At 71.4% G+C, this 9,468-nt stretch carries 3 protein-coding genes (1 of these 3 only partly in view); all 3 read right to left on the bottom strand.

Going from position 1 to position 9,468, the window contains the following annotated elements:
• Positions 1-7,867: the start of an MFS transporter gene (locus OG804_RS08260; protein ID WP_328395544.1), read on the bottom strand. 39,956 nt of this gene lie to the left of the window's left edge; the window shows 7,867 of its 47,823 coding nt (coding positions 1-7,867); the start codon lies at positions 7,865-7,867; the stop codon falls past the left edge of the window.
• 94 nt (positions 7,868-7,961) lie between these two features.
• Positions 7,962-8,492: a YbaB/EbfC family nucleoid-associated protein gene (locus tag OG804_RS08265; RefSeq protein WP_328395546.1), complete on the bottom strand. Its 531-nt coding sequence runs from the start codon at positions 8,490-8,492 to the stop codon at positions 7,962-7,964.
• A 6-nt stretch (positions 8,493-8,498) separates the two neighbouring features.
• Positions 8,499-8,828, bottom strand: coding sequence for a hypothetical protein (locus OG804_RS08270; protein WP_328395548.1), 330 nt, complete (start codon positions 8,826-8,828; stop codon positions 8,499-8,501).
• Between the last annotated feature and the right edge of the window lie 640 nt (positions 8,829-9,468).

The raw sequence follows: 9,468 nt of genomic DNA on the forward strand, positions 1-9,468 counted from the left end.
TGCGCAGTTCGGCCCGCAACATGCGGTAGGCCGGACGCAGGCCGGGCGGGACCTCGGTGCTTCCGTCGGCGGTGTGGGTGTCGGTCAGCCACTGTCGCACTGTCCGCAGATCCTGTGCGGCGGCTTCGTGATCGGCCAGTGCGGCGAGCAGAGCCGGGCTCGGTGTTTCCGGTTGTATGCCGGGGCCGGTCGGCTCGCCCAGCTCGGCGTCCCGCAGCCGCCCCAGCGTCTGCGACCAATCCGACAGCACGGCAAGGTAATCGGTATCGTCATCGGACCACACCGCGGGCCGCGCGGCCGTCAGCGTGTCCAGGTGATCGCGCAGTTCCTCGGCCGCGGCCCGGAACTGGTGGAAGACGCGGGACCCGGCCTCGAGCGCTGCCACCGTTTCGGCGGGCACCCCGGCGCGCGAGAGCGCGCGCAGATGGTCGAGGAATCCGTCCGGATCGGTCAATTCGTCCGGGTTCGCGAACGGCTCCTGCCCGGCCAGCTCCCGCAGCTCGGTCAAGGCGCTCTCGTACTGTCCGGCCAGCACGCGGTATCGCGCCACCGCTTCCGGAGGGAGCACCGGCGGCGGCACCGGCAGCCGGCGCGGCGGCGGCTCGACCGACGCGCACGACACGGCGAGCACGGCGATATTGCCGCGGCCGCCGGCGACGAGCGCGTCGTTCACCAGACCGGTGGTGATCGTGCGCAGGTCCGTGACCTTCCCACCGTCCAGCGCCGCCGCCAACTCGGCCGGCTCCGGGTTGGCGCCCCAGAGTCCGTCGCTGTCCACCAGGACGATATCGGTGGCCGACACCGCACCGGAGTGAATGTAGTCACCGGATTCGCCGTCCGCGGCCGGCGGGCCGGAGTCCCGGCCGAGCAGGTGCAGTACGCGGTGCGCTTCCGGGGCCCGCATCGCCCGGCGCTGAGTCCACCCTTCGGCGTCCATGAGCGTCCGCAGAGCGGTGTGGTCGTCGGTCACCGTCTCCGACACGCCGCCGGGTCTGAGCACCTGTACTCGGCTGTTGCCCACCGAACCGGCGGTGTACCGGCCCTCGCCGCCGTTGCGCCCGGGACGCACCACAACCGCCGCGAGGGTGCACATCGGTGGTGTGCGGGTGTAGGCGTCGGCTTCCGCGACCAGTTCGTCGACCCGCGCCCGGGCGGCGGCCAGCTCTGCCGTGGCCACCTGCTCGCCCTGCTCGGTCAGCGCGACGACCACCGCCCGCGCGGCATCGATCCGCTGCCGCATCTCCCGTTCGGTCTGCTCGGTCAGCGCGACGACCGCGGCCTGCGCGGCGGCGATCGCTTCCCGTACCGCGTCGGCGGCCGCCGAATCGGTACGGATTTCACCGGTACCCGCACGGTGGGCGAGATGGTCGCGGGCGACCCGCGAGGCGACCTGCCCGGCCGGATGCCCGTCGGCGACCACCGCGATCCGGATCGGACCGTCGTCGGTGGCGACGACGGCGGCGGCCATCGCATCTTCGTTGCGGTCCTTGTACGCGCCCTTATCGCTGATACCGACGATCGATCCGAGATCCTCGTCGACACGATCGGCCGGCCGGTTGCCCGGCTCCGCGAAATCGGCGTCGCCCGGGGCGGCGGGATCCGGTACCGGCCCGGCTATTTCGGCCACCGGGCGAGTGGCGGGATCAGCGGCGAACACTCGCGCCACGCCCTGCACGCGCCGGGTTGCCTCACGCACACGTGGATCCGCCTCCTCCGGCGGCACTCCGTTCTCGGCCGCCTCCTGAGCGGCGTTCAGTTCCGCTAGGGCCGCGGCGAAATCGGCCAGCTGTTGCAGCCGGCCCGCCGAAAGTTCCGCTCGTGCCCGATAGCCCAGGAACTCCGCGAACTCGCCGGCCTTGCGATCCAGTGTCCGCCAGCGGGCGACGGCCGCCCGCGCCTGTTCTCGCGCGGCCTGTTCGGCCGGTCCCGGTGCGTCGTCGGACGGCGGGACGTCTTCGGCCATCGTGGCCTCGTATTCGTCCGCGGCCCTATCGAATTCGCGCTCGGCCGCCGCGATTTCCTCGACGTTTCCGTCCATCTGCACACGCCGGTAGGCCGACTCGGCGCGCAGGTACTCCGCCAGCGCGCGTTCCCGCGGGTCTGCACGGTCCAGTTCCCGCGCCTCGTGCACCCGGGCCGCTGCCGCCTCCAGCTCGGCCCGAGCGGTGGCCCGGTCCACCAGGTCCCGCAGCCCCGCCCGGATCCGGGCCTCGTCGGCCGGAGTTGCCTGGTTCGGTTGCCCGTTCGGCTCCGGGGTGGCGGGCGCGAGCACCGGGGTGCACACCACCGCGACACCGGTGATGTCGTCGGTCTCCCCCGCCGCCCGCGCCTGATCGACGAGTTCGCCCAGCGCGCCCTCCACATCGCCGGGATCCGCGCCGAAGACGCGGGCGAACTGCGCAGGCCGCCGGGATCGAACCCCCAGACCGCCGGTGCGGACGAGGAGGATATCGGTATCCTGCAGCTCACCCTCGTTGATGTACTGGTGATGGGTCTGCTCGGGTTTCGGCGGCCCGCCGCCCGCTGGGTGGAAGCCGAGCACATTCTGTGGTCCGCCCTCCGCCTCCACGCTGTCATCGACTACGTGGGCGACACCGGCGGCGGCCGCGGCGGCGGCCCGCATCATTCCACCCGGCGAATGGTCGAAGGTCACCGTCCGCGAGCGGTCCGGCTCGGTGGGATCGAGGATGTCCACCTGGCTGTCACCGACCCAGCCCGTGGTGAAACGTCCCGGTCGACCGTCCGCACCCGGTTCCACCAGGACGAGCGCGATCGTGGTCTGCGGCGGCATCGGCGCCCCGGCCGTATCCGGGTCCCCCGCCGATCGTTGCTCGGCCCGCGCGAGGACATCGGCATAATCGCGCTGGATCAGCTCCATCACGGCACGCTGCGCCGCATCGATGGCGTTGCGCACCAGGGCAGCACGATCGATCGGAGCACCGGATTCCTCGGCCGCGATCAGAGCATCGCGCAGGCTCTTCCGGGCCGCCTCGGTCGCGACGGCCGCGGCCCGGTGGCCGTCTACCGAGCCGGCCACGCCCTTGGCGACGATCGCGAACCGCAACGGCACCCCGTCGACGACGATCTCGCCGCCCGCCATGGCGTCCTGATTGCCGACGTTGTCCGGCCCTCGATCACTCACCCCGGCAACAGGATTCGAGTACAACTGGTCGAGTTCCAGATGGTCGCGCCCGAGTGTCCGCCGAGCCGTGGCGATCTGGTCGATCGCGGTATGCGCGCGCCGGATCACCGCGGACAGTCGCACCGGGTCGGCCCGGCCGGCGACGGCATCACGGACCGCGCGCACCGCCGCCGACCATTCCGGCAGCGCCGTCGCGCACTGGGCTGCCGCAGCGATCCAGCCCGGCGAATGCTGGGCCCGCTCCCGGAGTTCGTCCAGCAGCACCGTGACCTGCGCGACCATCTGGGCCAGTTCGTGGTGGTAGTGCGCCGCGGCGGCGAGCGTCCGGGCCGCGTCGGACCCGTCGTCCACGGCGTTCAGTTCTTCCTCGAACCGCGTGGACAGCAAGGCATCCGGCGTGGCTCCGGCAACGTCGTCGGCAAGGGCCGTCAACTCCGTGCGGGCGGCGGCGCGTTCCTCGGTCAGATCCCGCACCGCCCGGCCCAGTAGTTGTGTCGCCACCGCGGCATACCGCGTCCGCATGGTCCCCTCGTCGGGATCCGACACGACGCGCACATCCATCTGTTCCTGGGCGGCGCGCATCCGGGCCTCCAGAACGTGGTACCGGCGCACTACCGCGGCCAGGTCGCCCAGATCCGCGGGGCTTCCCTGAAGCCGTGTCAGTTCGTCTTCGAACGTATCCCTGGACAGCAGCCGGCCCAGGTCCGCATCCGGTAACCCGCCGGCCACCGCGCGCAGATCGCCGAGCGCGGAGAGCCATACCGCCACCGCCGCCGCGTGCGCCCGCACCAGCATCGGGTGTCGCTGCCCCGTCCCGGGCCCCCATTGCGGATCGGCGGGCGTCGCCGTCATCTGGTTCAGATCGTCGAACGTCTCCAGCATCCGGCCGAGATCGTGGTACCTGTCGACCGCGGCGCGCAGTTCCGCACGACCGTCGAGGATCGCGAGGATCTCCTCCGGGGGTGTCGTATCGTCGACGTCGGGGACTTGCAGGTGGTCCAGTGTGTAGCCGAAACGGCCCGGATCGAGTAACGCGTCCAGATCCGCCGGCCGGATTCGAGACCGCCCCGCGATATCGGCCAGTTCGTCACGTGCCCGGGTGTACTCATCCCGCAGGGCATCCAGCTGGGCTCGGGTGCGGCGCCGCTGCTCGTCCAGGAAATACTCGAGTTCGTCCTCGCCCAGCGGATCGTTTCCGCCGCCACCCCCGACCAGGGGATCCACCGGGGCCCCGTCCGGCCAGAGCTTGATGACCCACGTGATGTCGACATCGGAGCGTTCGGCGAAATCGAACCGCTGCGGCAGACCCACCGCCGAATCGTCCGCGATGGCGACACCCTCGTCGGAGTACAGCAGAAACGAATGTCCGTTCACACCGTGTTCGTCGGCGGTGCCGAGCGAGTCGACGACGATCAGCGTGCCGCCCTCACCCACCTCCTCCAGTTCTTCCCGGAGCCGCTGCCGGGTCGGGACCTGCCGCCACTGCGCCTTCGGCACCCGGCGGCGCCGGGCCGCCAACTCCTCCAACCGGGTCCGTTCGGCGGCGCCGCGTTCTTCCAGGTGCCGTGCCTGCCGGTCGGCCCGCTCCCGTTCGCTGCCGAGCCGCGTTTCGGTGGTACCGGTCATACTCCGGATACGCTGCTCGAGCAGTTCGCTCAGCGACAGCCCCTGCTGCTCCGCGGTCCGCGTCAATTGACGCTGGAGCAGCGGATCGATCGGGCGGCCCGCCTCCAGCAGTCGCTGCGCACGGCGCAACCGCTGCTCCGCGGCGCCGACCCGCCTGTTGCGCTTCTTGGCTCGCTTCCCGGTCCCGCTCTGCAGCTGGTGGCCCATGCCCTCGAGGCGGTGCTGCTCGCGGCGGGCGGTCAGTTGCAGCAGCCAGGACGCCTGCCGGGGCGTCGCCCCCCGGCCCGATCCCGACCGGACCAGCTGCCCGCCCGCCGCGTTCTGCAGATCCTGTGCGCGCATCCCACCCAGACCCACCGGACCCACCGGATTGATACCCGCGCCGGGATGGCGATTCGCGGCCGCCGCCAGCGTCTCCGGCCCGCATTGATTCTTCCGGTTGTCGGGAGCACGGTCCGGGTCGTCGGTGTCCGGGTCGTCGGTGTCCGGGTCGTCGCGGTCCGGGTCGTCGCGGTCCGGGTCGTCGCGGTCCGGGTCGTCGCGGTCCGGGTCGTCGCGGTCCGGGCTGTCGCGGTCCGGGCTGTCGCGGTCCGGGCTGTCGCGGTCCGGGCTGTCGCGGTCCGGGCTGTCGCGGTCCGGGCTGTCGCGGTCCGGGCTGTCGCGGTCCGGGCTGTCGCGGTCCGGGCTGTCGCGGTCCGGGCTGTCGCGGTCCGGGCTGTCGCGGTCCGGGCTGTCGCGGTCCGGGCTGTCGCGGTCCGGGCTGTCGCGGTCCGGGCTGTCGCGGTCCGGGTCGTCTACGTCCGAGTTGTCGCCGTCCGGTTGGTCGTCGGTGCGCCGGGGGGCGTCATCGTCGGGGCCGGTGTCGTCCGCGGTGTCATCGGTCCGGGAATCATCGTCAGCGCCATCAGGTTCCCCGTCATCGGGTGCGGTGTCGTCGTCGGTCGTCCCACGGTCCGGGGCAGGGCCCGGATCACCCTCGCGATCATCGGTATCGCTCCGATTACCCGGACGGTCGGCGTCGGTCCGGCTGCCACCGGACTCATCCCGGTCGCCGCGGCCCGCGTCGCGGTCTCCGGTCGCCGCCGGATCCGGATCCGAGGCGGACGGTTCACCCGGCGACCCGACCGGCTCGGGAACTCCCCCTGGGTCCGGCGGGGCGCCATCGGCGCGAGCCCCCTCGGCATCCGCGTACCCTGCACGTACACCAGTGCCTGCCGTGGAATCCGCCGCGCCGGCACCGACCGGGCCCGGGCCGGCGCCCGAACCATCGTTCGCCGAAGCGGCTGCCCCCGCCGTGTCATCGGCTGCCGCGGATCGTGCGGGCGAACTCCGTCCCGCGGTCCCACCCGCGGGATTCGAGCCGCGCGCGGCGGAACTGCCCGCCGCATCCGATTCCGCCGGGTTGCCGGTGCGGCCAGCGGGCCTGCCGGCCGCCGGGGCCGCGACGCCTGGGGTGACGGCCGGGGCACCGCCGGGAGGGGCACCCGCGTCGGTCTCGTCGGGAGCGGCGGCGTCCCCGTCGCTACCGGACTCCGGAACTCCAGCTCCGTCCGCGGCATTCGTATCCCCCATGCTCGCGGCGGGGCCCGCCCCGCCCTCGGCAGTACCGGCCCCGCCTTCCCCGGCGCCCGCCCCGCCCTCTGCGCCACCGGTCGCGCCTTCGGCAGTACCGTCCGCACTCTCACCGTCGGGACCGGCGCCGGGCGCCGCCGGCGTCCCCCGGGCACCGGCGTCCGACACCGACCCTCGGTCGTCGGATTCCGACATCGCCGACGATTCATCCGGTGGTCGAGCGCCCCCGGCCTCACCGTCCGCGTCCTCGGACGTCGCCACCGCACCGTCGCCGTCACCCTCGCCGGCATCGGAATCATCGGGGTGCGCATCGGTATCGGGACCGGCCGGGTCGCTCGAAGACCCGCGCGACGGCCCCCCGGCGGCGGCCCCCCGGGCCGAACCCGCCGCCGAGTCCGGTCCCGGTCCCGCCGGCCCGGGCGCGGCACTCGACGATCCAGCCGTATCGGGAGCGGGAGTGTGGGGACTGCCGGGGGTCGCGCCCGGGGTCGGGGCGGTGCCGTCCTCGTCGGGACCCGTTTCGGGGCCCGGGTCCTGACGACCGACAACCAATCTCCGATAGTCGTCGGGTGTCATCGGCGCACCGGAGTAATCCGACCCGCCGCGCCATCCGTAGAGCATGCTGGGCCCGATACCGCCCAGCACGCCACCGGTGATCATCCGCGGGTCCAGCGTCCAGTCCCCGGTGCTCCACCCGGTAGCGACCCACGCCGCGAGGGCGCCGAACGCGCCCGCACCCGCACCGACGATGGCGCCGCGTCCGAGGCCGCCCCACCGGTCCGGCCGCCAGGGCAGGCGCCGGGCCCCGGAGTGCAGTCCGAAGCCGGCCACGCCGCCGGCAGCGCCCGCGAAACCGGAGATCCAGGCGTTCTGGAAGAGCGCCTCACCGTCGAAGCCGTCCTTGTATTCTTGTTCGATCAAGTACGCCTGCACACCCAGTTCCTGGGTGGTGCCCTGGAAGATCTCTACGACGCCTTCCTGAAGCGCTTCGTAGAGCCCGTGCGCGATTGCCGTGCGGACCCCGGCATTGGTGATGAACCTCCGCAGAATGGCGCCTATCGCAAAGGTGAGCTTTTCCCCGATCAATTGGAAAAAGGTCCGCGCCGCCGCGATCGCGGCTTGTTCGGCAAAAGGCCCCGCGGGTCCCATGAGCGCGGCCCACGCCAATTCCCCTGCCAGCCAGGACAACCCGATGATGCCGTTGAGTTTCGCCGAGACGATTTCCCCGCCGAAGTCGTGGATCCCGACGCCGAGGTCGCCGAAATCCTTCGCCATTCCTTTGGCCTGGTCGCGTAGGTTTTCCAAGCCCTCGAGAATCGGGCCCGTGGCGTAACCCTGGGGATAGGACGTTTCCACTTTGCGGATCGCCTCGTCGATGCGCGGCAGTTCGTCGTTCAGGATCTGCTGTCGCAGTCCCTGGAACCCCTCGCGCATGACTTCCGCGACATCCTCGTTGCCGATCGGAAGTTCCGAGCCCGCGACCCAGCCCAACCAGGCGAGTTCGGGAGGAGGAAATGGGATCGCCACCCCGGGTCACCACCACCCGGCCGTGAGGTCGCCGATGCCGGGCGAAGAATCTCCGCTCGGCATCGAATCAGCACTCACCGCACTCCACAACGGGTCACCAGCTGGAATCGGAAACGCTCGAGTCGCGTGCCGCCGCGTCCCGACGGAGATCGATCTCCACCACATCGTCGAAGACGAGGACCGGATCTGCCGCGTCTGCGTCGTCGTCAGACACCCGCTCGCGGGAGCCGGGCGCGGAGAGCAGGACCGGCGGCTCCGCCGGGATCAGACTTTCGAGATCGGGTATCCCCTCGACGGTCTCCGACAATTTCGGCCGGCGCGCGCGCTCGGCGCGCAACGGCCGCACGAGTTCCTCGCTCTGCCGCGCGACGTCGGCGGCCGCCTGCTGCACGGCTTCGGTGACGGCCGCGGCGATCTCGTCGAAGCTCAGGTCGCCGATATCGGATGCGAACTCGGTCGCGATCACCACGCCGTTGGCGTTCACCGTGACGGTCACTCGGTTATCGCGCACCGACGCGGAGGCAGTGAGTTCTGCGCGCTGCTGCTGCAGCTGCGCGATCATGCTCATCTGCTTGCGGAGGTTCTCCATCGCCGACGCGGCCGCGTCGGAATAATTCTCGGTCACCGGGCGTCAGACCGCTCGCCGCTGTTCGGCGGCCGAGAGACTCTCGCTCCCGTCCCAGGCTCCCGCCGCGCCGGCGTCGCCGAGGCTGGACGCGTAGTCGTCGAAGGCGCCGGCCAGGTCGTCGTTGCGGGCGACCAGGTTGTCGCACCGTGCGCGATAACCTTCTTTTCCGTCGGTGAACTTGTGCCCGAAGTGGTCGTCACCGCACGCCCGGGTCATATCACCCAGGATGCCGGTCGCGGTCGCGGATATATCGGAGAACTTGTCCTTGATCTCGGCGATCAGCTCCGATGCCTCCCGCAGGCCGTCGGCGTCCGCCTCGATATCTCTTGGCATGGTGAATCCTCAACCGTCCAGGCGCGGGTGCGCACTCTCATACCACTACTGCGCGCATCGGCGGACGGACAGCTGTGGGCTGTGGGGTCCTCGTTGCGCACGGACCGGAATCGATCTCCGGCCGATGGTTACCGTCTCCGACGGAATCCTGCTTCCTGCTGTTCCGATCCTGCACTGCCCGATTCCGCCGGTCTTCCTGCTCCGCGCCGTCCTGACTCGCCATAATTTTTCCATGTGCCCCACCTCTTTTACTCCCACCGTGGGGAATGAAGAGGTGGGGCGGCCGACCGGATTCCCGCTGCCGGAGCCGGCTACTCCGGCTGCGACGGAACAGACTTCGACAGCCCGCCGGCCTGGTTTCCGTCACTGCCCCGGTTCGATTCCGAGCACTGCGGCGACTCCGAGCACGCGGCGCAGTGCGCCAACCGCCGATCGCGCACCTCGGACAGCACCGTCAAGGATATTTCCGGCAAGAATTGCACACGTAGCTCGTCGAACTCCGGAACCGGTGGTTCCTCGTTCCGTCGCGCGGCGCGCGACTCACTCGATTCGCGGCGACCGCTGGCCGCCGCCGCGGCGCTACCAGTGGTCCCGGGCTTCGGGTCGCACGCGTCATCGCCGAGGCCCCGGCCGACCGCGG

This window comes from Nocardia sp. NBC_00416 (genome assembly GCF_036032445.1).
GTDB lineage: Bacteria > Actinomycetota > Actinomycetes > Mycobacteriales > Mycobacteriaceae > Nocardia.

Coding starts and splice junctions, on each gene's coding strand:
- OG804_RS08270 (WP_328395548.1), bottom strand. CDS start 8,828: ATGCCAAGAGATATCGAGGCGGACGCCGACGGCCTGCGGGAGGCATCG.